This window comes from Betaproteobacteria bacterium (genome assembly GCA_009377585.1).
GTDB lineage: Bacteria > Pseudomonadota > Gammaproteobacteria > Burkholderiales > WYBJ01 > WYBJ01.
The window spans coordinates 1-25,964 of record WHTS01000089.1 but is presented as its reverse complement, the minus strand read 5'-3'; the positions used below and the strand labels follow the sequence as shown (position 1 = coordinate 25,964).

The window sequence follows — 25,964 nt, the reverse complement described above, 5'->3', positions numbered from 1 at the left end:
GCGCGGTCGCGACCGTCGGAGGAATCGCTGCACGAGGCGCGCAAGCAGGTCAAGTATCTGGAGCTCGTGCTGGAGCCCTTTCAGGCGGCAAGATCCTCTCCTCGGCTGGCGCGCGCCATAAAGGTAACCGAGGCGATCGAGGAGGACCTGGGACGCGCGCACGACCTCGCCGTGCTGCGGGCGCGCATCGGTCCGATGATCCGGGGCAGGCAGAAGGATGGCGAGGCGTTGCTCCTGCGCCTCGATGCGCGCCGCAACGCGCTGGATGACCGCGCACTGAAGGTCGGCCGCCGCTTCTATGCAAGGCGTCCGCAGGACTTCGCTCGCAAACTGCGTCCGTCGCTCGCAATGTGATTCGACCGTGGCAGGATGGCGTCGCAGCATTCCGCTGCACGAGGAGCCACGCAGGAAAAAGAAAGAGCCCGCAAGCGACGGGCTCGAAAAGAGCGCCGGAGGAGGAAGGCGCTCGTGGGTGCGATGGGGAGCACTCACGCCATGACTGTAGTGGCAATAGATGACAGCATTGCTGCAGAGGTAGCGACGGCACGCGCAGGAATCGCATGCCGGATGAACCGGAGCCCGGGCGGGAGTCGATGGCGCCCGTGCGGGCGCGTCGATCACGCCGAGCGCTCGGTGCCTAGGCCCATGACTCGCCTCGGGCTCATGGCAAGGGAGCGCCGCCGATCGGACTTCGGGCCGCCGGGGCGTTGAGGTGCTGTTCGATCTCCGTGCGCGTCAGCGCTCCGGGCACGAGCCGCCCGTTTCCGAACACGATGCCGGGCGTTCCGGAGATGTTGAGTGCCTCCGCGGCTTGCGCGATGTCCCGGATAGGCGTCTCGCACGAGCTCGCAGCGGGTTCCCTTCCAGCGAGCATCAGCGTATCCCAGGCGCCTGCGCGGTCGGCTGCGCACCAGACCATCTCGGCCTTGCGCACGGCATCCGGGTGCAGCGCAGGCAGCGGCAGCAGGAACGTGTAGATAGTGACGTTGGTGATCGCGGTGAGCTCCCGCTCGAGCTGCTTGCAGTACGGGCAATCGGGATCCGAGAACACCGCCATTCGCCGCGCCCCGGTCCCCTTCACCTTGACGATCGCCTTGTCGAGTGGAAGCCGGGAGAAATCGACGGTGCGCAACTGCGCCACGCGCTCCTTGGTGAGATGCCTTCCCGTCGATAGCTCGATCAGCTCGCCGACAAGCGCGATCTCTCCGCGGGCATCGGTGTAGAACACATTCAAGCCGTTGACCACGACCTCGTACAGGCCGGCATGCGGCAATGCCCGTATCTCGTCGATGCGCGCACCCGGCGTTCGCGCGGCCAGTGCGGCACGCAACTCGACGTGATCGGCGGCAAGCACCGGCAGCGGTGCGATCCCCAAAGCCAGCGCGAACAGCAGTAAGGCATTTCGAGCCATGGTCCCTTGCCCTGCACGGAGTCGAATCGGATCGGCGCGAACGAGTTGCCGTCCGCGATCGCGCCGCCGACGCGACAGGCGTCGCAGGTCGGCAGCCTGCGACGCATCGTAAAGGCCGCGCATGACAGGCGCCGTGCGTCACGGCGTAGTCCGGGACTATGCGCCGGCTGCGAGAGGAAAGCCGCGCTCGAATCCCGCAGTCCATCTCGCCATCGATGCCATGACGGCATCCTGAATTCGGTTCGTTCGGACTATGTCCGCTCGCATCGGCACGCGAACGGCATTCATCCGCGACGGCTATGGTCACCTCGTTCGCCCGTGCTGCTGGCATGCGAGCGAACACCCAACCAAAACCGCAAATCAGGAGGTCGTGCATGCATTCCGCAGCACAACGCAACACGCTCATCGGCGCCGCAGTGGCTGCGCTGATGGCGGTCTCGCTGCCGGCGCAATCCGCCGCGCCGGTATACGCGGGACATCTCGGCGCCGGGGGCACTGCCACCGGCATGGTGAGCCCGGACTCCGGGCCATTCGGTACGCCGCACCTGTGGGACTTCTGGACGCTCACGGTTCCGTTCGCGTCCGACCCCGTGCCCTTCAGCGCACCCGTCACCGTCACGGTGCGCAGGCTCGATGCGAATCTCGATCCCGTCATCGGAGTCTGGTTCGGCGAAGAGTCCGACGTCGGCAACTACTTCGACATGGCCTCGGATGCCTTGACCAGCACCTGGTTCGGCATGGGCGACGACGAGCTGCCCGCCAACCTGAGCTCGGGTCTCGGAGGGGACGCGCGTGTTTCCTTCATGGCCGCGCTCCCGGGGACCTACGTGATCGCCGTGGCCGATCACACGTTCGATGCGACGCTCGGCGGCGGGCTCTCCTACCAGATCACCGCCAGCGTGCCGGAGCCCGAGACCTATGCGCTGATGCTCGCGGGGCTGGGGCTCGTCGGCCTTGTGGCTTCGCGCCGGCGCAAGTCACGAATGTCGGCATAGGGAGCGGACGCCTCCGTACACCCGTCTCGTTCACCAACTTTCCAATACCAATTTCCCAATACCAAATCAGTGGAGATATCCATGAACCGTAACCGTGATCTGGATGAGCTGATCGACGTTTCGCGCGAGATGTCGAAACCCGAGTCCGCGCGCGACGACAGCGCCACCGCCTACAGCCGCCGCACGTTCCTCAAGAGCGGCGTCGCGGCCGCCGCGGCCACCGTCGTCATGCCGTTCGACATTCTCGGCAGCGGCAAGGTGCAGGCTGCGTCGTTGCCGTACAGCCCCGATTATGGTCCGCTCGCTCCGGTGGCGGACGGCACCACGGGCCTCGCGCTGCTGGGTCTGCCCGCAGGGTTCAAGTACTTTTCGTACGGCTGGACCGGCGACGTGATGTCCGACGGCGTCCCGACCCCGGGCTCGCACGACGGCATGGCCGTGTGCGGCCAGGACGCGAACAAGATCGTGCTCGTTCGCAATCACGAGCGGACCGGCACTGACGGCTCTTTCGGCGCGGCCAAGATCACGTACGATCCTGTCGGTATCGGCGGATGCACCTCGCTCTATTTCAACCCGCGCAACGGGCAGTGGATGGGCTCGTTCGCTTCGATTGCCGGAACGATCAACAACTGTGCGGGCGGACCGACGCCGTGGGGCTCCTGGATCACGTGCGAGGAGAATACGAGCGGACCGCTGACCAATCCGCTGTACACGAAGCAGCATGGCTACTGCTTCGAAGTGCCGGCCTTCGGACCGACCCAACCTGTGCCTTTGAACGGGATGGGCGCTTTCGTTCACGAGGCGGTCGCCGTCGATCCGGCCACAGGCATCGTGTACCTGACCGAGGACGACACGCCGAGCGGCTTCTACCGCTTCGTGCCGAACGTCAAGACGCGCCTGAACCAGGGCGGGCAACTGGAGATGCTGAAGATCGTGGGCGTCTCGTCGGCCCGGCTCTATGGCAATCCGGCCAGCGCATCGCCCGCCCTGGTGCCGAACGGCACGACCTACGACGTGGAGTGGGTGCCGATCGCCGAACCGGAGAAGGTGTATTCCACCGGCACCACGGGCAACGGCGTGTTCACCCAGGGCGACGCACTCGGCGGTGCGGGTTTCGCGCGAGGGGAAGGCTGCTGGTACGGCAACGGCGTCGTCTGGTTCATCTCGACCAGCGGCGGGATCACCGGCAACGGCCAGGTCTGGAAGTACGATCCCAGGGCCGAAACGCTGACGATGGTCTACGAGTCGCCCGGAGCCGGCACGCTGGACAACCCGGACAACGTGGCCTGGAGCCCGCGCGGCAGCCTCATCCTGTGCGAGGACGGCGACAACCCGGTCCAGAGGTTGCACGGCCTCACGCCGAGCGGGACGATCTTCCCGTTCTGCGAGAACCAGGTCGTGCTGGCCAACTTCAAGGGCTTCAACGGCAGCTTCCAGAACCGGGAGTTCGCCGGCGCGACCTTTCACAACGAATGGCTGTTCGTGAACATCCAGACGCCCGGGATCACTTTCGCGATCACCGGGCCCTGGGATAACGGCGCGCTGTAGCCGAGGGCAGGGAAGACCTGCGTTCGAAGGCGAGCCCCGCCGGGCGCGGGGCTTTGCCGGCGCTGCGGATATCGGCACACCGGAGAAGTAGTTCCAACGGCCTATGGTGGCCGAGCGCGGCGTCCGATTTGCGTCACGAGCCGCGAATAGCATTCCTGCGTTCTCGACACATGCGCATTCTTCGGATTATCGCGTAGCGCGCTTGCCGGTACGCGGCCGGTCGCGTCGAACACAACGACTCCAGGCTGAAACGATCCTCGCCTGCCAAACTCGGGAGACCCCTGCAATGCCACATCCGGACAACGACGCATCGATCAATCCGTCGCGCAACGAATCAATCCGTGAAATCATCGACCGCGTAGACCCGTCCCGCCGTCGCTTCATGAAGGGAAGCCTCGGTGCGGGCATGCTCGCGGCATTCGGCGGCTTCTCGCTGGACGCCTTCGTCGGCGTAGCGCGAGCAGCACCCGCGCCGGCCGGCGGCATCGGCTTCGGCTCGATCCCGCCGAGCCTGGCGCCGGCCATGTTCGACGGCGTAAAGGTGCCGGCCGGATACACGCCGCGCATCCTCAGCTCGTGGGGCGATCCGATCGGCCACCTGTCGGGAGCACCGCAGCTCGACCCGAACGTTGCGCAGGCCGAAGCCGATCAGCTCAAGCAGGACGGGATGAACCACGACGGGATCCACTTCTTCCCGTTTCCCGCAGCCGGAGCGGGCGGCGTCTCCAACGAGCGCGGGCTTCTGGTCACGAACCACGAATATACCGACGAAGGCATCCTGCATCATGAGCTGAGCCCGGGCACGACACCACAGACCCTGGCTCGCGTGCGCGTATCGCAGGCCGCGCATGGCATCTCGGTGAAGGAAGTGCGGAAGGTTGCGGGCGCTTGGACCGTGGTGCGGCCGTCTCCGCTCGCGCGACGCATCAGCTCCAATACGCCCATGATGATCAGCGGTCCGGCGGCCGGTCATCCATTGATGAAGACCAGCCACACCGATGAGAACGGCAATGCGGCCGGCGATGCCAACGGCACGCGGGTGCTCGGCACAGTGAACAACTGTGCGCACGGCCATACCCCGTGGGGCACCTACCTCACCTGCGAAGAGAACTGGAACGGTAACTTCGGCACCACTCTTGCGTTCACGGCGGATGCGAACGAGCGCCGTTATGGCGTTTCGGCGGCGGGATTCGGCTATCGCTGGCACGAGGCCGATCCGCGCTGGGACGTGCGCAAGAACCCCAATGAACCCAACCGGTTCGGATGGGTGGTCGAGATCGACCCCTGGAATCCGAACAGCATGCCCATGAAGCGCACCGCGCTCGGCCGCTTCAAACACGAGGGCGCGTGGGTCGTGGTCGGCGCGGACAACTCGGTTGCGGTCTACCTGGGCGACGACGAGCGCAACGAGTACATCTACAAGTTCGTCTGCAGCAACAAGTACAACCCCGCCAACAGGGCAGCGAACCGCAACCTGCTCGATTCGGGCACGCTGTACGTCGCGAAGCTCAACAGCGACATGACGGGCCGCTGGATTGCGTTGGTCTGGAACCAGAACGGGCTGACGCCGGCCAATGGATTCGCCGATCAGGGCGAAGTGGTCATCAAGGCGCGCATGGCCGGCGATCGCGTCGGCGCAACCATGATGGACCGGCCGGAATGGATCGCGGTTCATCCGGTGACGCGCGAGGCCTACATCACGCTCACCAACAACAATCGGCGCGGGAGCAATCCAGCGTCCGCGAATGCCGCCGATGGCTCGACGGCGGCCGCCAGCGCGAGGCCTGCCGTGGATGCGGCCAATCCGCGGCCGATCAACGACTACGGTCACATTCTGCGCTGGCGCGAGACGGGCGGGAACGTCTCCGCCACGACCTTCGAATGGGACATCTTCGTCGAATGCGGAGACCGCCTGGATCCGGACCCGAATCACAAGGGCAACATCATGGGCGACGACCTGGGCGCGCCGGATGGCCTGTGGTTCGACAAGGATGGCCGCCTGTGGATTCAGACGGATCAGACCGGCGATGGTCTGGGGCCCTGGGCCAACATCGGCAGCAACACCATGAGCTGCGCGGATCCGTCGACCAGGGAGGTTCGGCGTTTCCTGACAAGTCCGCCGAACTGCGAAGTAACCGGTGTCGTGACGACGCCCGACGGCCGGGCGATGTTCGTCAATATCCAGCATCCGGGTGAGGACTGGAGCGGCGGCTTCACGCAGAAGAGCACCTGGCCGGACAACGGCAACAACGGACCGACCACCCTGTCGACAAGTCCCGTGATCAAACCACGCGCGTCCACCGTCGTCATCACGCGCGACGACGGCGGCGTGATCGGCGCAGCCTGACTTCCATGCAAAGGAACCCCTCGATGAAAGCGAAAACGAGCAACCTCTTCCGTGCAGGCATTGTCGGCCTGCTCGGACTCTGCCCTCCTGCACACGCTGCCTTGACCGGCGACCTCGGCGACATCGGTTCGTCGCTCACGATTACGTTCGACGACTTCGATGGATTGACCGGCATAGGGCCAACGCGAGTCGGCGCTTCGGTCTCGCAGGACGTCTTGTTCTCGGCCTCTCTGCCGTCAACGCTGGGCGCCTTCATTGCCGATCTCGGCTCCAACGGGCTGTGGGGTGCAGGCAAGGTGTTCGCCGCAACCGGCTCACCGGATACGACCGGGTTCGGTTTGCTGCACTACACGTTCTCGGACAAGGTCAGCCAGGCGGCGGGTGCAGTGCTGAGCTCGTTCGATGGCGGACCCGTTCTGCTCATCGCCTACGGCGCGGACACGACCATCCTCGAGGCGCATGTGGTCGACATCGCAACCCCGGGCGGCTTCAACGAGGGCTCGTTCTTCGGCATCACACGGCCGAACGCGGACATCCGAGCCATCGCATTCGGCGGCACCGGCCTCGTGATGGACGACTTCACCTTTGCCACGCCGGTACCCGAGCCCGGCACTTATGCCCTGATGCTCGCTGGCCTCGGGCTAGTCGGGACGATCGCCGCCCGCAAGCGCCGCGGTTAGCCAGGCGCTCGGCCTGGCAGGCGCGCCGAGATGCACGTCGAAGCCGAAAATGGATCGCACTTGCGTGCTCATCGCAGCAGCTCCGGAGCGACCCAGGACATGCTCGGGCGGAAATGACCTCTGTAGGCAACGCTGCGAAGCGTCCACTCGAGTGAGTCCAGAACACGTTCCCAGTCGATGCGTTCAGCGCTCGAGCGTGCCGCCCGCCGGATGGATTCCATACCCTCGCCGTGCGCGATGAGCTCGAGCGCAGCACGAGTGAAGCGTTCCTCGTCGCCGAACGGCGCGACCATGCCATTGACGCCATGCCGAATGCATTGGCGCGCGGCGGCGTAGTCGTAGGCCACGACCGCCAATCCGCTCGCCATAGCCTCGATGGTCACGTTGCCGAACGTTTCGGTGAGACTCGGGTTGAGGAAGATATCGGCCGATGCGTAGTGCGCAGCGAGCGCCTCGCCGCGCTGCATGCCCGCGTAGTGATGTTCCGGGTGCTGCCGTTCGAGGCGCACCCGCTCTGGCCCGTCGCCCACGATCACCAGGCGCGCCTGGGGACAATGCGTGCGCATGCGCTCGAAGGTGCGAAACAGCAGCGCGAGGTTCTTTTCCGGCGCGAGACGGCTCACGTGGATGACGACCGGCGTGTCGGGATTGGCGCCCCAGCTGCGGCGCAGCGCTTCGCTGCGACAAGCCGGCTTGAACAGCCGGGTGTCGACGCCCCGCGAGACGACAGCAACGCGTTCGAATCCGCACTGTGACAGGCTGGCGCGCAACTCTTCGGTAGGGACCATCGTCACGGCGGTCGCATTGTGCAGGGCGCGCAGGTAGCGCAGAACCGGCCGCTGCAGCCAGCCGAGCCGGTAGTGACCACAGTAAGCGTCGAAGTTGGTATGGAAGTCGCTCGCTACGCGTAACGCGAGCTTGCGCGCGGCCCGCACCGCGGACCAGCCGAGCGGTCCTTCGGTCACGACATGGACGATATCCGGCCGGACCGTGCGCCAGCGCTGGAAAAGGAGCGCGGTCGCCGGCAAGCCGAAACGCAGGGTGGCGTATCCCGGCACCGGGGCGCCTGCGACCAGGATTTCGGCGCAGGCCGCTCGCAGCGCCTGACGGCAGTCGGACTGCTGGCGCGGGCGGACGACTTCGATCTCGTGGCCTCGTGCCAGGAGTCCCTGGACCATCACGGCGATCGTGGCGGCGACGCCGTTGATCTCCGGCGGATACGTTTCGGAGACCACGGCGATGCGAAGGCCGGGACGTGGATTGCGCCGACTTGCGCTGCGAGTCATGACGCCGAGCGTAACTGCATAGTGCAACAGGCTGATGAAATCCCGATGACACCCCCATGACGGACATGGGTCGGGACAGCGTGCTGCAGCTTGTTCGTCATGTTCGCTCATTAACCTGGATGCCTGCTCCACCGGCACGGAGTCCGCATGGACGAGATCGATCTTGCGCAAACCGAAATCGAGCACACCCTCCGAGGGTACGTAGCCGTGGCGCGGCATGGGCCCACGGTTACAGCCACCGGGATGTGCCTGAACTGTGGCACAGCCCTGGAGCACGGACGGCGCTGGTGCGATGTAGGCTGCCGCGACGATTGGACGCGGCTCGGCGCAGCGGAACGCGACGCAAGCGCGCAGCGCGCGCACTGATCGCCGTCGGAGAACGAACGCCCCGCGCCCACCGGCATGCGCGGCGACGCAGCTGCTCCAGTCGTACCAGAAAGGCAGCGGCTTGCGCGCGTACAGTCGTCATACGCGCCACGTACGCTGCTTGCGATGCATTGATGACGACGGAGGGCAACCATGCAACGAGGCGCGCTACGCGGCGCATTGGGTATCGTTCTTCTGCTTGGCGGTGCAGCCAACGCCGCCGCCCCCTTCTCCTACATCGGGCAGCAGATCGTGCCGACGGGCACGATGGCGTTCGGCACGACAGTAGGCGGCCTGTCGGGCATCGACTTCGACGCGGCTGCGAGCCGCTACTTCGCAATCAGCGACGATCGCAGTCAGCTCAATCCCGCGCGCTTCTACCGGCTCGGGCTGGATCTGAACCAGTTTCAGCGCTCCAACGCCGCAGGTTCCGCCGGCGTGATGTTCGATTCGGTCACGCCGATCCTGGCGCCGGGCGGAACGGCCTTTGCGCCGGCTCAGCTCGATCCGGAGGCGATCCGACTCGCCGGCACGAGCCTGTACTGGACGAGCGAGGGCGCGCGCGACGCGAGCGGGCTGCAGAACCCGTTCGTACGCAGGATGGGTCTGAACGGCGCGCACCAGGCGGAGCTCGCCACGCCATCGCGGTTCAATCCCGCGGGGTCGATCGCAGGTACACAACCCGCCGACAGCGGCATTCGCAACAACCTCTCGTTCGAAAGCCTGACGCTCTCCACCGATCGCACCCGCGTGTACGCGGCAACCGAGAACGCGCTGGTCCAGGATGGGCCGGCAGCCGCGTTTGGTCAAAGCTCGGTGTCGCGGGTCATCGAGTTCGATCTCGCATCCGGAAGCCGGACTGCGGAATATTCGTATGTCGTGGATGCAGTTGCGGCGGCGCCGGTGCCCTCGGGATCGTTCGCGACCAACGGATTGGTCGAGATGCTCGCGATCGGCGAAGGCCAGTTCATCACGGTCGAGCGCGCGTTCTCGACCGGCGTCGGCAACTCGATCCGCCTCTACTACGCCGACGCGCGCGGTGCGACCGATATCGCGGGGCTCGATTCGCTGGCGGGCGGGAGCTACACGCCGATGACGAAATCGCTGCTGCTCGACCTGGGCGCGCTGCGCAACGACGACGGCAGTCCGCTGCTGCTGGACAACATCGAAGGCATCACCTTCGGCCCCGAGCTCGACGGCAGTCCCAGCATCATCCTGGTGTCGGACAACAACTTCAGCCCGGCGCAATTCACTCAGTTCATCGCGCTCTCGCAGGTTGGCGCGATACCGGAACCGGAAACCTACGCCCTCATGCTGGTCGGCCTGGGGCTCGTCCTCGCCGCCCGCCGGCGGCGCCGGTGAGCGCATTTCCGTGAGACGTCCGTCATTCAAGGGGGGAGGCGATGAAGCACAAGACGACCTGGGTGGCCGCGGCAGTTGCGAGCCTGTTCGCGGGACACGATGCGCAGGCCGCGAGCTCGACTGTGCGCTTTGCGACGTTCAATGCCTCGCTCAACCGTGACTTTTCTGGCGACCTGTTGTCGGATCTGGCAAACCCGGGCGCTGCCAACTTCACCGACGCCATCGGCAGGCGCATCCAGCAAGCGAGAAACGTCGCCGAGATCATTCAGCGGGTCAATCCCGATGTGCTTCTCGTCAACGAGTTCGATTTCGACTTGAACGGCACGCCGACGGCGAGCAGCAGCGCCATGCCGAAAGGCTACTCGAGCCGTGCGGCGGCACTGTTCCAGTCCAACTTCCTGTCGGCGCCCCAAGGCCATACGGTGCGCGGATTCACCAGCCCGATTCGATTCGCTCACCGCTATACACCCAATACCAATACCGGGCTGCCGTCGGGCCTCGACCTCGACAACAGCGGCAGCATCGGCGGCGGCAACGACGCCTACGGCTTCGGTAGCTTTCGGGGCCAGTTCGGCATGACCGTGTACTCCAAGCACCAGATCGTGAACGTGCGCACCTTCCAGACCTTCAAGTGGAAGGACATGCCCGGCAGCCTGCTCACCAACGATCCCAGCGGAGGCCCGAACAACCTGGCGAACTACTATTCGGCGGCAGCGCGCGATTCGCTGCGGCTGACATCGAAGAACCACGTCGACGTCACCGTGCGCATCAACGGGCAGGAAGTCCACTTCCTCACCGCGCACCCGACGCCGCCGGTGTTCGATGGCTCCGAGGACCGCAATGGCAAGCGCAATCACGACGAGATCCGGTTCTGGAAGGACTACATCAACGGCGGCGCGGCGGCGAGCTACATCTACGACGACGCGGGCAATGCCGGCGGGCTCGATGCCGGCGACCGCTTCGTGATCGCGGGCGACTACAACGCCGACGTGTGCGACGGCGACAGCTTCAAGGGCGCATGTGTCGCGGCAAACGTCCCGGGAGCCGGTCCGAACGCGATCGGACAACTGCTGCAGGACCCGCTGATCAATGTGAGCGTCACGCCCGAATCGGCAGGCGGCGTGGCGGCGAACGTCGATCCCAACAACAACGGCGCCAACGCCGGGAACCTGGCGCAGATCCAGGATCCCGCAGCCGATACCGCGGACTTCAACGACGCGGCGCCGGGCAACCTGCGAGTGGACTACGTGCTGCCGTCGGCGAATCTGGACATCGAAGGCGCGGGTGTGTTCTGGCCGGTCGACGGCAATCCCGCGGACAGCAACGGCACCGGTGAGATGTTCGATCTGGTCGGACAATTCAACAAGCCCGGCTTGTATGCCGGTCTGCCCAGCTCGGATCACAAAGCGGTGTGGCTGGATGTGGCAGCGCCAATCCCGGAGCCTTCGGAATATGTGCTGATGCTGGTTGGCTTGGGCGTCGTGGGCTGCGCGCTGCGCCGCCGGCGCGAGGAGGGCGGTCCCCGCAGCGCATGATCCTCCGCCACGCGCTGGGTGCGAGGATCGTTTCGCCCAGCGCCTGAACAAATCACTGCCGCGTTTCCCCACCGGCACCAGGACAGGGGGAGACGCGGCAGTGAACTACGCGAGACTCAGCAAAGCGCGACGCCCGGATTCTTGCGCTTGCTGCGCCGGTGCGCCGCGCCGACCAGCGTCAAACCCGCCAGCAGCAACGCATAGGTCTCCGGCTCGGGAACCGGAGCGACTTCGACCGTCAGCAGCGGGCGCAACTCGACCGGCAGCAGCTCGCTGGAGACGAAATCGACGCCGTTGGTGCCGTTCGGCATGAAGGGCAGCAGTGCCCAACCGTATCCCGGCAGCGCGCCGCTGCGGAGCGCCTGCAACGATGCGGTCACGTCCACAGTGAACAGCCCCTCCGGGATATTGGGATCGCCGGTGTTGGCGCCAATGGATGCGAATGCAGCAGCGGCTGCTTCGATCCCGTCCGTTTGAATCCCTCCGGTGAAACTATTCCAGGTCGCGGTGGCTTGATCCCATGGAACCAGCATGTCATGGAACATGATACCGCTGCCCTCGCTCTGGATCGACAGCTGCAGCTGCGCGTGCACGATCGCGTCCGATGGCCGAATCTGGCCGTCGGACGCGCCGAACACGTCGTCGAACCGCAGCAGCACGTGGTTCGGTGACCCGTCGTCGGAGGCATCTATGCTGGCATCGCCCGGGTCGGCGACGACTGCTGGCGCCGAGCTCTTGAGGGTGGTGTCCGACGTTCCCGTGTATCCGTTCAGGCCTTGCTGAAACGTCAAGGTCGCAGCGCTGCTCACACCGAACGCCGAACCGGCGAGCGTGGCGAACGCCATGACGATTGCTTTGGAGGCGCGCATATGTCCCTTCCTTTCTGGTTCGCGAATCCGGCGCGATAGCCGAAGCGGTTGCCGGCCGGACAACCGCAGCATCAAGATAGGGAGGGAACGTTACCGCCGATGGGGCAAGCAGCCTGAAAATTTGCGGTACTAAGGAACTAGCCGAGACATGGTCCATGATGCTGGTCGGCGTCGCCTTAGCGTCGCGGACTCATCTCATGCCGGGTACTGGGCGATTACTGCGCGCCTTTGATAGCCGGCCGCGCGGGTGGCAGCGCTGCGGACTGTCGCGGTGCCAGCTCCGCCCGCGCTGTGCCCTGGTTCCGTGCCAGAGCGGCGGTGCCGTAATAGCCCTGCAACACTGTTCGCATGAAATAGTCCCCGATCGCGCCGTTTGTACCGCCGACTGGCGAGCGGATTGCGCCATCTGCGGAAGCCGCTATGGGGCTTCGTTGACGAAGGAGGGTGATGAAATGGATGGGATGAATGCGTATCGCATTCGGAAATTTGGCGATTTGTGGCAGCTGCTGGCGCCCGTTGACGGCTCTTGCATCGGCGTGTGCGAAGACTTGACCTTGATGCTGCGATCGGCGCGCAGCCTGGCCGAGGCGCGCGGCCGCGAAGTTTACCTGTTCGGTGATGCGGAACGGCTCGATGCCGTTTTCATGAGCTCTTCTCGTCCGGTGGTTGAAGTGACTGACGCCGACGGAGTCGCAGTCTGAGCCGTTGCAGTTGATACGGGACGGATACTGTTCTGGTTCCAGCGCATTAGCCGTCGTCCAGGCAAGCGCAGCGGCTGTACCGGCCAGCAAAGTACGCATTCCAATTGTCGGCAACGTCTTGATCTCCTTCGCGCAGGTCCACATAATCCGGCGAGGATAGCCTTGCTAAAAGCGAAGCGAAGGAGAGATCGAGCATGGCATTGAGCTCTGAAACGCACTACATGACTGCCAGCGACAGTCTGAAGCTGGCCCACGTGGTGGATGATTTCAGCGATCCCTGGAAGCCTCGGGAGGCGCTGATCCTGATCCATGCCGCCATGGGCAGCTCGCGGCGACTCTACAAGTGGGTGCCGATCCTGTCGCGCGATTTTTATGTCGTACGTCCCGACATGCGCGGGCATGGCGAGACCCCAATCCCGGGTCCCGAGCAGCTTTCTCTGGAGCGACTGACGCAGGATGTCATCGAGCTCGCGGATCACCTGGGGTTGAAGAAATTCCATATCGCGGGCTCCTCGGCCGGCGCGATCGTCGCGATGCGAACCACGCTCGACTACCCGGATCGCATTCTGACGCTCACCAACTTCGCCTCCACGCCGGGGCTGAAGAATTCGCTCATCGACATGAACAAGTGGGTGAGCCATATCCGCGCCAAGGGCATGCGCGGCTTCCTGCAGGAGACGATCGAGGAGCGATTCCCCAACGTCGCCGACAAGGGCTTCCTCGCCTGGTTCATCGACGAATCTGCGCGCACCGATCCGGAACTGTTCGCGCGCTTCGGGCCGATGATGAAGGCGGTCGATTTCACCGATCGGCTGCACGAGATCAAGTGTCCGATGCTGAACGTCGTGCCCGGCCACGACCCGCTCGGCGCCCCAGGCCAGTACGAGGTCTACAAGCAGCATGTGCCGCACTGCGAATTCGTCGTCTACGAGGGATTGCCCCACAACATCACGGATTCGGTGCCGGAGCGGTGCGCGACCGACCTGCTGCGGTTCCTGCGCGCGCATCGGCAAGCGCGGTAAGAGCATCACGATGACGATGCAGAGTTTTCGCGCCTCGGACGGCTTGAAAATCGCCTACGCGCTCGACGACTACACCGACCCGTGGCGCACGCCAGAGACCGTCATTCTCGTGCACGCGGCGATGGGCAGCTCGCAGCGCTTCTACGCCTGGGTGCCGCATCTCGCCGGTGCGTTTCGCGTCGTGCGCATCAACATGCGCGGGCACGGCGCCACCGAAGTGCCGGGGCCCGCCCAGCTTTCTCAGGAGCGGTTGGTGAAGGACGTGGCCGAGCTGGCGGATCACCTGAGTGCGCAGCGCTTTCACGTCGGCGGCTCCTCGGCAGGCGCGGTGGTGGCCGAGAAGGTAGCCATCGATTACCGGGAACGCGTGCTCACGCTCGGCGCCTTTGCCGCAACCGCCGGAATCAAACACGGGCTGCAAGATCAGAGTTCCTGGGTGCAGCGGATCGGCGAGCGGGGATTGGCGCAGTTCCTGCGCGATACGATTGCCGATCGGGTGGACCTCGCATCTGCCTCGCCGGGTTTCGTCGACTGGTTCATCGCCGAGTCGGCCAAGACCTCGGTGGAGGTGCTCGCCCGCTTCGTACCCATGATGCGAAGCTTCGAAGTGCTCGACGAGCTCCATCGCATTCGCTGCCCCACGCTCGCAATCGCGCCGGGCGGGGACCCGATCCACAAGCTCGAGCACTACAGCGTCCTGAAGGAACGTATCCCGGAGTGCGAGTTCGTCGTCTACGAGGGGCTGCCGCACAACATCACCGACGCGGTCCCGGACCGCTGCGCTCGGGATTATCTTCGTTTCCTGCTCGCGAAACGGCAACTGGCCTGACGCTGGCCATCGATGGACACTTCGGAAAGGTCCTGAGTCGATCGTTTCCTATGGCAAAGGAGATCAGCATGGCGCGCCATCTCGTCTGCATGACGTTCGACTTCGATGCGATGTCGGGTTTCATTGCCCGCGGGATGACGAGCCCGACACCGATCTCGCGCGGCGAGTTCGGGGCAGTCGCAGTGCCGCGCATCCTCCGGTTGCTGGACGAGCAGCACGTGCCGGCGACGTTCTTCATCCCTGGGCACACGCTCGCAACCTACCCGAACGAGTCGCGCATGATTGCCGACGCTGGCTGCGAGATTGGTCACCACGGCTGGACTCATCGTCCGCCCGCGACATTGACTCGGGAAGAGGAGGAGGCGGAGCTGGCGCGCGCCAACGAGCAAATCAAGTCGCTCACCGGAGCCAACGCACGCGGCTATCGCTCTCCTTCGTGGGACTTGAGCTCGCACTCGGTGGAGCTCTTGTTGCAGCACGGTTTCGTGTACGACAGTTCGATGATGGGCGACGACTACTGCCCGTATCGAGTGCGCCGCAACGACGTGATCACGCTCGAAGCCCCGGCCGTGTTCGGCGAGCGCACCCGGTTGATCGAGATGCCGGTGAGCTGGTCGCTCGACGACTACCCGCACTTCGAGTTCGTCCGCACACCCGAGTCGATCCTCCCCGGACTGCAGAACGCGAACCAGGTCTTGGACAACTGGCTGAACGAGTTCGAGTACATGCGCCGGATCACCGACTGGGGTGTACTCACCTACACCTTTCATCCCTTCGTCATCGGTCGCGGCCATCGCATGCTGATGCTGGAGAAACTTGTCCAGCGCCTGGCCGATTCCGGCGCCAACTTCACGACGCTGGCCGATGCGGCGACGGAGTACGCGCGGCGCGATCCCCTGCCGCCCGATGCCTGAGCTCCCGCTGCCGGCGCGAGCAAGCTGCGCGGATTTCGGTATCGCTGAATTTTCCCCTCCTCTCAAGAGGAGGGGTGGCGCGTAGCGCCGGGGTGGTGTGGTTTCTGCGAGGAATCGACCACCCCGTCCGCGACATCGTCGCGTCCCGCCCCTCCTTGGCAGGAGGGGAAATCACAACCTTCCTCGCCTCTTTGGCAGGAGGAAAAACCAGAACTCTCCTCGCCTCCTCTCGTGCCGGCCTCCTCTCGTGCCGGGTGGCAACGCGTTCACTGCGCAATCGCGGCGAGCGCCGCGTCGAGCTGGTCGAGATTCGCCCATTGCATGGGACGCGTGCCGCTCTCGATCTCCTCGAACATCGTCCACTGCAGTCGGTTCAGCGGCGTGGGCACGCCGCGCCGCTCGCCGCAGCGCACGATTTCCCCGGTGATGTACTCGATCTCGGTCTTGCGCTTGCGCACCACGATATCCCTCCAGTAGCCGGTGCGGATCTTGCTATTGCCCTCGGCCTGTCCGCGCGCGATCTCGTCGAGGACGAGGAACGCGGCCTCGCGTCCGGCGGGAGAGCGGTCGAGGAACGGCGCGGGATCGAAGTGCGCAAAAGCCGCGACCTGAACGCCTTCGGCCGCCGCCACTTCCACGGCCTCCCGCACGAGCTGGGCGCGCACGGGGTGATACTTGCGGTTGAAGCGCAGCTCGAGCGCATTCTCGTCGACCAGCGCCGTGGTGGCGTCGATCGTGCCTTTGCACATCTTCGCCCAGACAAAGCCCATGATGTTCTGGCAGGTGTAGGCGGTGGTCGAATGCGCGAGTAGGCTGCGCACCACTTCGGTCCGGGGCGTCGCGCGGCCGTCGAGCTCGCCCACGAAAAGATTGCCCGCGCGCGCGCGCGCGATCAGGCCCGGCGCCTGGTAGTCGGACGAGAAATCGACGAGACAGCCGATCGTGCGCTCGGCCCCGATGCACCGCGCGATGTGCGGTTCGTTGACGCCGTTCTGCAGCGAGACGACGGCAGAGCGCGCGTGCAGGTGCGGCTCGATCGCGTCGAGCGCGGCCTGCGTGTACTGTGATTTGACTGCGAGGAACACGATATCGAACGTACCCCGGACAGCCGTGGGCAGCGCGGCACGCACCCGCGTGCGCTCGTCCTCGCCTGCCATGCGGATGACGAGCCCCGAGTCGTTCATCGCGTTCACGTGCTCGGCAACGACGTCGACGAGCAATACGTCCTCACCGGCACGCGCCATGCTCGCGCCCACCACGCCGCCGATCGCGCCGGCGCCCCATACTGCGCACCTGGCCGCCGTCACTGCGGTTTTATCCCGGCCGCTTTGACCACCCGCGCCGCCCGGGCGACTTCGTCGCGGATGAATTTCGCGAACGCATCGGGTGTGTTGGTTTCCGGATCGGCGCCTCGCGCGATCAGCGCTTGCCGCACTTCGGGCATGTTGACGATGCTCACGATCGCACTGTTCACGCGCGCGACGATGTCCTTCGGCGTCCCGGCCGGCATCAGCACGCCGATCCAGGAACGGGACTCGAATCGTGGTACGGTGTCGGACACCGTGGGCAGCTCCGGCACCGAAGGGTGCCTGCGCGGACTGGTGACCGCGAGGCCGCGCAGCCGGCCGCTGCGGACCTGCGGGATGAGGCCGGAGATGCCGCCCACGTAGAAATCGATGTGGCCCCCGACGAGGTCGGTAATCGCCGGCGTCGCGCCCTTGTAGGGCACGTGAACCGCATCCACGTGCGCCATCGACAGCATGAGCTCGGTGGCGAGATGCGGTGGTGCGCCGACGCCCGATGAGCCATAGTTGAGCTGACCGGGACGGGACTTCGTGAGCGCGATAAGCTCCTTTGCACTCCTGGCCGGCACCGCCGGATGCACGACGAGCAGATACTGATTGTGCGCGATGAGACCGATCGGCGCGATGTCGCGCACCGGATCGTAGGCGAGCTTCTTGTAGAGGCTCGGGCCGATGGTGAGGAAGCTGCCGCCGAGCAGGATCGTGTAGCCGTCCGGCGGCGACTTGGCGAGGGCTTCGACAGCGATATGGCCGCCAGCGCCGGAGCGGTTCTCCACGACGACCGGCTGTCCCAGCAGCTCGGACATGCGCTTGGCCACGGCGCGCGTGACGATGTCGCTCGGCCCGCCGGCCGGAAAGCCCGCAATGAAACGCACCGGCTTGACCGGATATTCGGGCGTCTGCGCGAACGCGGAGCTTCCGCCGATCGCAGCCGCAAGCCAGAAGCAGCGCATCAGTCGAGCTTCACGCCCGCCGCCTTGATGACCTTGGCCCACTTGTCGGTCTCTCTTGCGATAAGCGCGGCATACTCGGACGGGCCTCCGCCGATCGGGTCGAAACCGAGCTCGGCGAGCTTCTCGCGCACGTCCGGCATCTTGAGCACCTGCGCCATGGTCGTGGACAGCTTGTTGACCACGTCCTGCGGCGTGCGCGCCGGCGCGAGCGCGCCCCAGTACGAGCTCGCGTCCACGGCTTTCATGCCGGCTTCGCCGAAGGTCGGCACTTGCGGCATGGCAGGCGAGCGCCTCTCGCCAGTCACGGCGATCGCGCGCAGCCTGCCGTTTTCGACGTGCTGACGCACCGAGCTGATGCCGGCGAACATCATCGTCACCTGGCCTCCGAGCACGTCGGCGACAGCGGGGCCCGTGCCTTTGTAGGGAATGTGCACGAGGTCGATCTTCGCGACGTACTTGAGAAGCTCCACGCCGAGGTGCGTCGAGCTGCCGGGGCCGCCGGAGGCGAAGTTGAGTGCGCCGGGCTGCGCGCGCGCGAGTGCTACGAGTTCCTTCACCGCGCGCACGGGGACCGACGGATGCACGATCATGATCACGGGCGCGGTCGCCAACAGCGAGACCGGGGTCAAATCGCGCTCGGAGTTGTAGGGCAGCTTCGAGTACAGGCTCGGGTTCGTCATGAATGCCGTGTCGACGATGAGGACGGTGTAGCCGTCCGCGGGGGCTTTTGCGACGAGCTCGGTGCCGATCCGGCTGCCGGCGCCGGGGCGGTTGTCCACGATCAGCTGCTGCTTCAGCAGCTCGCTGAGCTTCGGCAGCATGATGCGTGTCATGATGTCGGTGCCGCCGCCGGGGGCGAATGGCACGACGATCCGGATCTGCCTGGCCGGATACGTTTGCGCGTACCCGATGCATGCCCAAAAAAGGAGGGCGGCCGCCGCGATGAGTGCAGGTCGCATGGCTTAAGCCCTCTTTGCCTTCGGCGCGAAGCTCGGCTCGAGCTCGACGCGGAAGGCGGTGATCGTCGCGCCGAGCGCCATGAAGTAACCGCAAAGAAGGGTGAGATCGGTGATCTGGCGCTCGGAGAAGCAGCGTCTCGCCTCCGCGAACGTCTCGTCGGTGACCTTGCCGCCCTGTCCGAACTCGCGCGCATAGCGGATCGCCGCTTTCTCCGGCGCGCTGATCGAGTCGGCCAGCGCGCCACCCGCCTCCAGGCTGTCGATCTCCTGCTGGGTCACGCCGGCCTTGATGGCGTGCGGATGGTGGTGGCTCCAGGCGTACTGGTTACCCACCGCGATTGCGAGCACGGAAAGCTCGCGCACGCGCCCCGGCAGCTCGGTGCCGTAGCGCACGTACTCGCCATACTTCGCGAACGCTTCGAGCCCCGCGGGCGCGTGGCTCAGGCTCATCAGGATGGCCGACACGTAACCGCGCGTTTCGCTGATGCGCTTGTAGGTTGCGGCGAGCTGTTCGTCCCCGTCAGGGTTCATCGGCTTGATGCGTTGCATGCGTCTCCTCGGTTGTCGGTTGGGGTCCGGCCGCGCGCTGCTTCAGCAGGAATCGCTTCAGATCCTGCGCGCAGCGGTCGGGCACTGCATCGGTGATGTTGTGCGGCAAACCTTCGTAGACGACGAACTCGCAGCCGGAGATGCGATCCGGCAGCGCGCGATAGTTCGCCACCGGGTGTATCGGATCGCCGCCCGGCGCGATCGCGAGCACGGGGCAGCGGATGCGGTGGAGCTCGTCGATGACGACGAACTCGCGCATCATTGGCACGAACTGCTCGATGACCGACACAGGCGTCTTGGCCGATTCCGCGATGAACCAGTCGACGAAGCCCGGCGCTGCGGTCTCGAGATCGACGCGGTCGGCGATGGTGTCGCGCAGGAACCCGGCAAGGCCCTGCTCACCGATGCGCTTCACCCAGTCCAACTGATCCTGATGGGCGTGCTTGATGCCGCCGGTGCCCGCGAACGCCGCGAGCGAGAGCACGCGCTCGGGATGATCGATCGCGACCTTCTCGGCGACGATCGCGCCGGCCGACGAGCCGGCGACGTGGAAGCGCGTCGCGCCGACGTGATCGGCGAGCTCCACCACGTCCTTCACCAGCCGTTGCGGGCTGAGTTGTCCTGCAGCGGGATTGCCGCTCTCACCGTGCCCGCGCAGGTCGATTCTGACCACGCGCACGTCGCGCGCGAGATGCGGGACCCAGGCATAGAAGCGCTTCGAGCTCCCCATCGCGGCGTGAATGAGGATCAGCGTGTCCGCCGGCTTCCAGGGATCGGTGTAGTCGTCGAGCGCGTAGGCAATGACGAGCCCGTCGGAAGCCTTGAACGTCTGCATCGCCCAGCGCGCTTGCGCGTTCATTCGTGCGCTCAATAGGCCGAGCGGCCGCCGTCCGCGGGAATGGCTGCACCCGTGATCATGCGCGACTCGTCGGAGGCGAGGAACAGCGCGATCCGCGCGATGTCCTCGGGCGAGCCGACCCAGAACGGGTATTCCTTCAAGCGCCCGGCCGCGTCCTGCAGGTCCACGACCGGGCCTGCCCGGTCCGGCGTGCCGTAGCGGCTGGTGATGCGCTCGGTGAGGATGCGGCCGGCGCAGATCGCGTTCACCCGGACGTTGTCCTTGACGAAAGTCCCCGCGAGCGCCCGCGTGAGGGAGACGATCCCGCCCTTGGCCGCGGTGTAGATATGCGCCGGGCTGGAACCGCGCAGCGCGGCGCCCGATGACATGTTCACCACCGCGCCGCCGCCCGCTGCGACGATCCGCGGAATGCCGTGCCGGCACATGAGGATCGGGCCGAGCAGGTTGAGCGACATCGTGCGCTGCCACTCGGTCAGGTCGACTTCGGTCACGAGGTCGTCCTCGGCCGTCGATCCGCCAGCACAGTTGTAGAGCACGTCGAGCTTTCCGAAACGCTCGACCGCGGCGGCGACAGCGCCCTTGGCGCTGTCCTCGTTGGTGACATCGGTGTGGACGAACAGCGCTTCGCCACCGGCTTCATTGACGATGCGCTCGGTCGCCATGCCCTTTTCTCGATCGATCTCCGCGATCACCACGCGCGCGCCCTCTCCGGCGAAGAGGCGCGAGGCCGCCTTGGCAATGCCGGAACCGGCACCGGTGATCAGGGCGACTTTGCCTTCGAGACGGTTCAGTGGATTTCTCCGGGAAAATGTTCCTTCAGGAACGCGAGCGTGTCGGCGACGCAGCGGTCCGGCAGGTAGTCGAAAACGTTGTGCCTGCCGTTCTGGTAGACGATACGCTTCGCTGTCGGGATGCGCTTCTCCATCTCCGCGAACGCCGAGCCGGTGCCGATCGTATGCGCACCCGGCTCGACGATGAGGGTAGGACACTGGATCTTCGAGACCTCGTCCATGAACCACGTATCGGTCCACAGGCCGATGAAGCGCTCGAGCCACGCCAGATCGTTCTTGCAGATCTCTCCCAGCACCCATTCGATCAACCCCGGATCGACTTCGGCGACGGGTATGCGCTCGTCGACGGTCTCGGCGAACACGGGCCGCATGCCGCGCTGGGCGGATTCGCGCAGCCAGCGCTTGCCCTGATCGCCCTTGAAGCCGGGCGTGGCGCTGAGCAGCACCAGGCTCTTCACGCGGCGCGGGTGCTGGATGGCGAGAAGCTGCGCCGTATAACCGCCAGCGGAGCCGGCGAGGATATGGGCGCTTTCGATGCCGATCCGGTCGAGGAGCTCCAGCACGTCCTGGTTGAGCCGGTCGCTGCTGTGCGGCACGTGCGGCGGCGGCACTTCGGATTCGCCGTGACCGCGGCTGTCGAGGCGGATCACGCGGCAGTGGCGGGCGAGCCCTGGCACCATCGAATAGAAGCGCTTCGCGCTGCTCATCGCCGAGTGGAGCATGAGCAGCGTTGGGGCACTGCGCCAGGGATCGGTGTAATCGTCGATGTAATAGGCGAGGCGAACGCCATCGCTCGTGGTGAAGTTCTCCTTCATCGGGCTTCGACCTCGGCGAGGAACTCGGAATAGGCGATTGCGCACGCATCGGGGATCTCGGCCGTCATGCTGTGGCTCGCACCCTGAAATTCGATGTAGGTCAGATCGCGCACGAACTCGCGCATGCGCGCATATTCGGCTCGCTCCACCATGGGATCCGGATCGGGCACCGCGAGCAAGATTGGCAAGTCGAGCTCGCGCAGCCGCTCGGTGAAGTCGTCCCTTGCCATCAACGGGACGAAGCGTGCGAGAAACTGCGGCGTCACGCCTTCCGCGGAATCGATGTACCAGCGCACGTGCTCGGGGCTGGCATCCCCGATGCGGTCGCGTGCCGTCTCTTCGAGAAACTTGCGCACGCCGTCGCGGCCGACGCGCTCGAGCCAGTTGCCTTTCGCGGGTCGGCTCGGCGGTATGCCCGCGGTTGCCGCGTACAGGGCGAGCGAGGCGAAGCGCTGCGGATGGCGCAGCGCCGTGCGGCCGGCCACCATGCCGCCCGCGGATGATCCCATGACGTGCGCACGCCGCGCACCGAAGTGGTCGAGGAGCTCGATCAGATCGAGTGCAAGCCGCTCGTGCGTGAGCGTATCGTCCGGGCCGGGCCGGGACTTGCCGTGTCCGCGGATGTCCGGTCGCACGACGCGGTAATGACGAGCAAGGTGCGGCACCCACCCGAACAGGCGCAGCGAACTGCCGAGGCCGGGATGCAGCAGCACCACGAGGGGTGCTTCCTGCCACGGGTCCGTAAAGTCGTCGTAACGGTAGTGGAGCTGCGTACCGTCGCTGGCGGTCCAGTACGATGTGGTCGTCATCTCGTGCCGAGCAGAGTAACCGTTGTTGTCGGGCGTGATCGAGGCAGCCGCATGGCCTTCGATTATAGGCAGTGCGCTCTCGCGGCGACAACACGCAGCGCCGAGCGCTCGTGCATCGGCATGGCCATGCACATTGTGGACGCCAGGCTGTCTGCTATCCTAGCCGTCGGCCAAACTATTGAGCTTCCGATAAATGATTGTCAGCTCAATCCCTCCCTTGCAGGGCGCGCATCGGCATGCAGGCCGATGCCGTTCGACCGGCGCGGACCATGGTCCGCGAATTCCCGGTCTCACCCCCCAACCCCTCTCCCAGAGGGAGAGGGGAACGTTCGGCGGAAAGCGGCCTGTCAGCCACTTTCCGAATCATCAATAAGAGCATGTCATGAAGAAAACAGATGCGAAAATCGTCTTCGCGCTCGCGACACTGGCGTTCGTCGGAAGCGCAAACGTGCATGCGGCGCAGGGCGCGGAAGCTTACCCTTCCAAGCCGATCCGCTTGATCGTCCCGTTCTCCCCCGGCGGCAGCGCCGACAATCTCGCGCGCACGATGCAGACGCCGTTGAGCGCGGTGCTTGGACAACCGATCGTCATAGACAACCGCGGCGGTGCGAGCAGCGTCATCGGCACCGAGCTCGCGGCGCGCGCGCTGCCCGACGGCTACACGCTGCTGCTCGTCACCACCACATACACCGTGAACCCGAGCCTCATAAAGAAGCTGCCGTACGACACGATACGCGACTTCAGCGCGATGTCGCTCGTCGTATCGCAGGCGAACATCCTCGCGGTTCACCCCGCTGTGCCGGCGAAGTCGGTGAAGGAGCTCGTGGCGTACGCGAAATCGAAGGCCGGGCACGTGACCTACGCCTCCGGGGGAAGCGGCAGCTCGCCGCATCTCTCGGGCGAGCTTTTCCGTCTCGTCGCCGACATCGAGCTGACCCACGTGCCGTTCAAGGGTTCCGGACCCGGCGTGACCGCGCTGCTCGGGGGGCAGGTGACGCTGATGTTCGCCGGCCCGCTCACCTTCGAGCAGCACATCAAGGCGGGGAAGATCCGCGCACTGGCCGTTGCCGACCGCAAGCGCTCATCCGTTTTGCCGGACGTGCCGACGATGGCCGAGGCAGGCTATGCCGGGGTCGAAACGGGAACGTGGTTCGGTTTCCTGGGACCCGCGGGAACCCCGCCTTCGATCACGCAGACCGTCCATGAGGCGATCGTGAAAGCGATGGCTCAGCCGGCCATGAAGTCGCGATTGCTCGCGCAGGGCGTGGACATCGTCGGCGCCGGCCCGCGCGAGTTCGAAAAGATCATTCGCGAAGAAGTCGACAAGTGGGCCAAGCTTGTCAAGCGCGCGGGGATTACGGCAAGGTAGGGTTCGGCCCGAAGCGATCGTCACCGCCATGAACCGCCCGGTGGCTCGTAAGAGCGGCGCACGCGCGGTTTGAAAATCCCGTGCTCTAACGAGTACGCAGCTTTGGGTCCAGCGTGTCGCGCACGGAATCGCCGAAAAGGTTGAAAGCGAACACGGCAAGCGTGATGGCGAGTCCCGGGAAGACCGCAATCCAGACCGCGCTCTCGGCGTACTGTTCAGCGCCGCCCTGCAACATCAAGCCCCACGCCGCAGGCGGCTCCTGAACGCCGACACCGAGGTACGACAGAGATGCTTCGATCAGTATCGCCTGGCCGAGAAAGGTTCCACATCGCTCCGCGATGTATTAATGCAGCCTCTGCTTGTCGTTGTGCTCGTTGTAGAGCTTGAGCAGAGACAGTTCGAGTGACGACTGAATAGCCGTCTGGAGCTCGCCCAAATCCATGTCGCAGACACCGGCTACGGCTTTCAGTGCATCAATCTCGAACGCAGCCGTGCCAGTGAGACCATCCTCGGGCATTCGCCATTCGACTCGCAGTTCTCCGCCGGATGTCTTGGTGTCGGTTTCGACGAGGCCGCTGATGAGTTGACCGAGCATGTGAACGATCAAATCTTGTGGCTGCGGATACTCGGCGAGCACAGCGCAAACCTCCACGAGCGCCCAACCTTGCGCCGTGAACTCCAGCGCCTGCTTGCGTCCGGGCAGGGCAAGCCAATGCACGAGGTCGGGATCGGGTGGTTTAGTGGCCATACCTAACGGGGAGTTGGCTTCGACTTCGGATCAGATCGGAGCGTGCGGAAGGTGATCGAGTATCGCAGCTCTTTGGCCGGCGGGATATGGTGCTGCCAGCGCCAGCGAATGTCCCCCTGCATGACGTAGGCCGAGCGCGGCACAAGCTGCGAGGCAGGCATACCAGTTTGGCGCTCCAACATTGGTTCTGGCAAGATACCGTAGTCGGTGGGATTCTTATCGATCCGGCCCGAGACCGACCCAGAGTACCGGCCGGTAAATAAAGCCGCCGCCCCCTACTTGGTCTGGTGCCCCATGTGGTCGAGAGGTCTGCAGACTGCCATGACGACGGCCAACCAAAGGAGTGCACCATGAGCATTCAGTCCGAACCAGGCCCGGGGGTTCGCGTTATCGGGGAGCGTCCGAGTATCGACGTCCCCGAATTGCCGTCGCGGCCTTACGAGTTCGTTATGGAAACCGCGGTCGAGTCACTCGAGAACATGCATAAGGTGGCACGGCATCGCAAATTCGAGATCCACGTCGATGAACCCGCGCATCTGAAGGGAGACGACAACTATCCGCAGCCACTCATTTACGTAGCTGCCGGCCTTGGCTCCTGACTGCTCACCCAGGTGTCGCGGTACGCGACCATGACCAAGACCCGAATCACGAAAGCAAGGGTGCGGGTGCTGATTCACTGGTATCTGACAGGCTCCGTCATCAAGGGCACAGTCGATAGTGGATGCAAAGAAGTCGAGACGCATCTCGAGGTTCAGTCCGAGGACGAACCGGAGAAGGTCCGGCATGTCGTTCGACTTGCAAAGAAAGGCTGCTTTGCGGAGCAAATGGTGGTGCGTCCCGTTCCCCTGACCGGCTCGATCCGGATAAACGGAGAGCCGTTTTCGATGTAGAAAGTCCGTCCGAAATCCACAAGTTTCTCCAGCACGAATCGAGTGCGCGGCGC

26 protein-coding genes and 1 pseudogene are annotated in these 25,964 nt (G+C 65.1%); 13 read left to right on the top strand and 14 right to left on the bottom strand.

What is annotated here, in order from left to right:
- A partial coding sequence (locus tag GEV05_22345; protein MPZ46072.1) for a CHAD domain-containing protein occupies positions 1 to 354 on the top strand: 354 nt, incomplete at its 5' end.
- A gap of 307 nt (positions 355 to 661) precedes the next feature.
- Here GEV05_22345 and GEV05_22340 read toward each other — a convergent pair.
- Positions 662 to 1,534 carry a thioredoxin fold domain-containing protein gene (locus tag GEV05_22340; protein ID MPZ46071.1) on the bottom strand — a complete coding sequence of 291 codons (873 nt, stop codon included), beginning with the start codon at positions 1,532 to 1,534 and terminating at the stop codon, positions 662 to 664.
- Positions 1,535 to 1,839: 305 nt separating this feature from the next.
- Here GEV05_22340 and GEV05_22335 point away from each other — a divergent pair, with 305 nt between their 5' ends.
- From GEV05_22335 to GEV05_22320, 4 genes are all read left to right on the top strand, one after another.
- Positions 1,840 to 2,406, top strand: a complete 567-nt coding sequence (locus tag GEV05_22335; protein ID MPZ46070.1) for a PEP-CTERM sorting domain-containing protein — start codon at positions 1,840 to 1,842, stop codon at positions 2,404 to 2,406.
- Positions 2,407 to 2,487: 81 nt separating this feature from the next.
- Positions 2,488 to 3,954 (top strand): DUF839 domain-containing protein, encoded by a 1,467-nt coding sequence (locus GEV05_22330; GenBank protein ID MPZ46069.1) that lies wholly within the window; start codon positions 2,488 to 2,490, stop codon positions 3,952 to 3,954.
- A gap of 286 nt (positions 3,955 to 4,240) precedes the next feature.
- On the top strand, positions 4,241 to 6,301 hold the full coding sequence (locus GEV05_22325; protein ID MPZ46068.1) for a DUF839 domain-containing protein: 2,061 nt from the start codon (positions 4,241 to 4,243) through the stop codon (positions 6,299 to 6,301).
- A 23-nt stretch (positions 6,302 to 6,324) separates the two neighbouring features.
- Positions 6,325 to 6,981, top strand: a complete 657-nt coding sequence (locus GEV05_22320; protein MPZ46067.1) for a PEP-CTERM sorting domain-containing protein — start codon at positions 6,325 to 6,327, stop codon at positions 6,979 to 6,981.
- Positions 6,982 to 7,049: 68 nt separating this feature from the next.
- Here GEV05_22320 and GEV05_22315 read toward each other — a convergent pair whose 3' ends face one another.
- Positions 7,050 to 8,267 carry a glycosyltransferase gene (locus tag GEV05_22315; protein ID MPZ46066.1) on the bottom strand — a complete coding sequence of 406 codons (1,218 nt, stop codon included), beginning with the start codon at positions 8,265 to 8,267 and terminating at the stop codon, positions 7,050 to 7,052.
- Between the two features lie 519 nt (positions 8,268 to 8,786).
- Between GEV05_22315 and GEV05_22310 the strand changes: the two genes are divergently transcribed.
- Complete coding sequence (locus tag GEV05_22310; GenBank protein ID MPZ46065.1) at positions 8,787 to 9,995, top strand: PEP-CTERM sorting domain-containing protein; 1,209 nt, start codon at positions 8,787 to 8,789, stop codon at positions 9,993 to 9,995.
- A gap of 41 nt (positions 9,996 to 10,036) precedes the next feature.
- Positions 10,037 to 11,530, top strand: a complete 1,494-nt coding sequence (locus GEV05_22305) for a PEP-CTERM sorting domain-containing protein (protein ID MPZ46064.1) — start codon at positions 10,037 to 10,039, stop codon at positions 11,528 to 11,530.
- 116 nt (positions 11,531 to 11,646) lie between these two features.
- Here GEV05_22305 and GEV05_22300 read toward each other — a convergent pair whose 3' ends face one another.
- Both GEV05_22300 and GEV05_22295 read right to left on the bottom strand, forming a co-directional pair.
- The gene (locus tag GEV05_22300) at positions 11,647 to 12,471 is read right to left on the bottom strand and encodes a DNRLRE domain-containing protein (protein ID MPZ46063.1); all 825 of its coding nucleotides are present in this window, start codon (positions 12,469 to 12,471) and stop codon (positions 11,647 to 11,649) included.
- 143 nt (positions 12,472 to 12,614) lie between these two features.
- Entirely contained in the window at positions 12,615 to 13,199 is a 585-nt protein-coding gene (locus tag GEV05_22295) for a hypothetical protein (protein MPZ46062.1), read from the bottom strand.
- A gap of 95 nt (positions 13,200 to 13,294) precedes the next feature.
- Between GEV05_22295 and GEV05_22290 the strand changes: the two genes are divergently transcribed.
- From GEV05_22290 to GEV05_22280, 3 genes are all read left to right on the top strand, one after another.
- The gene (locus tag GEV05_22290; protein MPZ46061.1) at positions 13,295 to 14,122 is read left to right on the top strand and encodes an alpha/beta fold hydrolase; all 828 of its coding nucleotides are present in this window, start codon (positions 13,295 to 13,297) and stop codon (positions 14,120 to 14,122) included.
- Positions 14,001 to 14,951: an alpha/beta fold hydrolase gene (locus tag GEV05_22285; protein ID MPZ46060.1), complete on the top strand. Its 951-nt coding sequence runs from the start codon at positions 14,001 to 14,003 to the stop codon at positions 14,949 to 14,951. Before GEV05_22290 ends, GEV05_22285 begins: the two co-directional genes overlap by 122 nt.
- A gap of 62 nt (positions 14,952 to 15,013) precedes the next feature.
- The gene (locus tag GEV05_22280) at positions 15,014 to 15,865 is read left to right on the top strand and encodes a polysaccharide deacetylase family protein (GenBank protein MPZ46059.1); all 852 of its coding nucleotides are present in this window, start codon (positions 15,014 to 15,016) and stop codon (positions 15,863 to 15,865) included.
- Positions 15,866 to 16,131: 266 nt separating this feature from the next.
- Here the strand turns inward: GEV05_22280 and GEV05_22275 are convergent, their stop codons facing one another.
- Genes GEV05_22275 through GEV05_22240 form a run of 8 tightly spaced genes read right to left on the bottom strand, consistent with a single transcriptional unit; the run spans position 16,132 to position 22,904 of the window.
- Positions 16,132 to 17,235, bottom strand: coding sequence for a 2-dehydropantoate 2-reductase (locus tag GEV05_22275; protein MPZ46058.1), 1,104 nt, complete (start codon positions 17,233 to 17,235; stop codon positions 16,132 to 16,134).
- Positions 17,169 to 18,122, bottom strand: a complete 954-nt coding sequence (locus tag GEV05_22270) for a tripartite tricarboxylate transporter substrate binding protein (protein MPZ46057.1) — start codon at positions 18,120 to 18,122, stop codon at positions 17,169 to 17,171. The genes GEV05_22275 and GEV05_22270 overlap by 67 nt, the downstream gene beginning before the upstream one ends.
- On the bottom strand, positions 18,122 to 19,081 hold the full coding sequence (locus GEV05_22265) for a tripartite tricarboxylate transporter substrate binding protein (protein ID MPZ46056.1): 960 nt from the start codon (positions 19,079 to 19,081) through the stop codon (positions 18,122 to 18,124). Before GEV05_22265 ends, GEV05_22270 begins: the two co-directional genes overlap by 1 nt.
- 3 nt (positions 19,082 to 19,084) lie before the next feature.
- A complete protein-coding gene (locus GEV05_22260; protein ID MPZ46055.1) occupies positions 19,085 to 19,630 on the bottom strand; it encodes a hypothetical protein in 546 nt (181 codons plus the stop codon).
- Positions 19,602 to 20,489: an alpha/beta fold hydrolase gene (locus GEV05_22255; GenBank protein MPZ46054.1), complete on the bottom strand. Its 888-nt coding sequence runs from the start codon at positions 20,487 to 20,489 to the stop codon at positions 19,602 to 19,604. Before GEV05_22255 ends, GEV05_22260 begins: the two co-directional genes overlap by 29 nt.
- Before the next feature lie 8 nt (positions 20,490 to 20,497).
- The gene (locus GEV05_22250) at positions 20,498 to 21,280 is read right to left on the bottom strand and encodes an SDR family oxidoreductase (protein MPZ46053.1); all 783 of its coding nucleotides are present in this window, start codon (positions 21,278 to 21,280) and stop codon (positions 20,498 to 20,500) included.
- Positions 21,277 to 22,095 (bottom strand): alpha/beta fold hydrolase, encoded by an 819-nt coding sequence (locus GEV05_22245; GenBank protein MPZ46052.1) that lies wholly within the window; start codon positions 22,093 to 22,095, stop codon positions 21,277 to 21,279. The genes GEV05_22250 and GEV05_22245 overlap by 4 nt, the downstream gene beginning before the upstream one ends.
- Positions 22,092 to 22,904, bottom strand: a complete 813-nt coding sequence (locus tag GEV05_22240) for an alpha/beta fold hydrolase (protein ID MPZ46051.1) — start codon at positions 22,902 to 22,904, stop codon at positions 22,092 to 22,094. Before GEV05_22240 ends, GEV05_22245 begins: the two co-directional genes overlap by 4 nt.
- Before the next feature lie 382 nt (positions 22,905 to 23,286).
- Between GEV05_22240 and GEV05_22235 the strand changes: the two genes are divergently transcribed.
- Positions 23,287 to 24,273, top strand: a complete 987-nt coding sequence (locus GEV05_22235; protein MPZ46050.1) for a tripartite tricarboxylate transporter substrate binding protein — start codon at positions 23,287 to 23,289, stop codon at positions 24,271 to 24,273.
- Between the two features lie 85 nt (positions 24,274 to 24,358).
- Here GEV05_22235 and GEV05_22230 read toward each other — a convergent pair.
- Together GEV05_22230 and GEV05_22225 are read right to left on the bottom strand one after the other, a co-directional pair.
- A pseudogene (locus tag GEV05_22230) lies at positions 24,359 to 24,592 on the bottom strand (ABC transporter permease).
- Positions 24,593 to 24,616: 24 nt separating this feature from the next.
- Positions 24,617 to 24,991, bottom strand: a complete 375-nt coding sequence (locus GEV05_22225) for a hypothetical protein (protein MPZ46049.1) — start codon at positions 24,989 to 24,991, stop codon at positions 24,617 to 24,619.
- Between the two features lie 380 nt (positions 24,992 to 25,371).
- Here GEV05_22225 and GEV05_22220 point away from each other — a divergent pair, with 380 nt between their 5' ends.
- Positions 25,372 to 25,620, top strand: coding sequence for a hypothetical protein (locus GEV05_22220; protein MPZ46048.1), 249 nt, complete (start codon positions 25,372 to 25,374; stop codon positions 25,618 to 25,620).
- A 30-nt stretch (positions 25,621 to 25,650) separates the two neighbouring features.
- Positions 25,651 to 25,911 carry a hypothetical protein gene (locus GEV05_22215; protein MPZ46047.1) on the top strand — a complete coding sequence of 87 codons (261 nt, stop codon included), beginning with the start codon at positions 25,651 to 25,653 and terminating at the stop codon, positions 25,909 to 25,911.
- Positions 25,912 to 25,964: the final 53 nt, after the last annotated feature.